Raw genomic sequence first — 1,110 nt, forward strand, 5'->3', positions numbered from 1 at the left:
CGCCTACCGTGAGTAGGCGTAGACGGAGGCTGCGGATGCGACGGGGCCTGCGACGGTGGAGAAGACGCTGACGACCTTGGAGACTTCGGTGAAGGGGGCGTTGGAGACGTAGACGAGGTCGCGGTTTCGCATGCGGAAGGCCTGGGAGGTGAACAGGCTGTTGGGGTCGCGCATGTCGATGCGGTAGACCACCGGGACCACCGGGGTGGTCAGGAGCGGCGAGGCCGGGTTGAGGCGGCGCACGACGGCGGCCGGCTCGAAGCGGAACACGAAGGTGCCGGCCGGGTCGGCCTGGAAGTCGGACAGGCCGCGGGCCTTGGCCAGGGCCTGGGCGAGCGTGATGCCCTCGGCCGAGAACGGCAGCTCGGTGGCGTTGCCGAGCGCGCCGACCGCCAGGAAGGTCTGGGGGTCGCGCACCAGGGTGAGCACGTCGTTGGGGCGCAGGTAGATGTTCTCGCGCGGGTTGGCCACCAGGGTCGTCATCGGCACGGTGGTGGTGCGGTCCCCGCGCGAGAGGCGCACGAAGGTCTCGGAGACGGGCGAGCGCACGCCGCCGGCGGAGGCCACGACGTCGAGGAGGCGGTCGCCGCCGGTCGACAGCGGCAGGCGGGCGCCGGCCACCGCCTCGCCGGTGACGGTGACGGCCTGGGAGATCGGCTTGGTGACCGAGACCAGCACCTGCGGCTGGATCGCCTTGCCGGCGAGCTCGTTCTCGATCAGCGTCTGGACGTCCTGGGTGCGGCGTCCGGCGACGTGGATGCGCCCGGCATACGGCACCGAGATCGCGCCGTCGCGGCCGACGGCCTGCTCGGGGATCAGCGCCGACTTCGAGCCGGCGGAGAAGCGGTCGGCGACGAGCGGGCCGGAGAACAGGCCGCCCGACCCGGCCTCCCAGACCGAGACCGAGACGTAGTCGCCCACGCCGATCACCGGCTCGATCGAGGGGCGCTTGTCGCCGAAGGAGGCCAGCAGGCTGTCGAGCGGGCGCCCGCGCAGGGCCTCGATCACCGCCGGGGTCACGTCCACCAGCTCGTAGCGCGCCAGCAGCCCCTCCGGCGTCGACAGCTCCGCCCCCGCCTCCACGGCACGCGCCGTCGGACCCGAAGCCGG

The 1,110-nt window shown here is 73.0% G+C and carries 1 protein-coding gene; it reads right to left on the reverse strand.

The window, feature by feature from the left end; translation table 11 throughout:
- Window positions 1-3 precede the first annotated feature (3 nt).
- A partial coding sequence (locus MKK64_RS08950) for a polysaccharide biosynthesis/export family protein (protein WP_147860478.1) occupies window positions 4-1,110 on the reverse strand: 1,107 nt, incomplete at its 5' end.

Origin of the sequence: Methylobacterium sp. E-025 (genome assembly GCF_022829705.1) — a bacterium.
Lineage (GTDB): Bacteria > Pseudomonadota > Alphaproteobacteria > Rhizobiales > Beijerinckiaceae > Methylobacterium.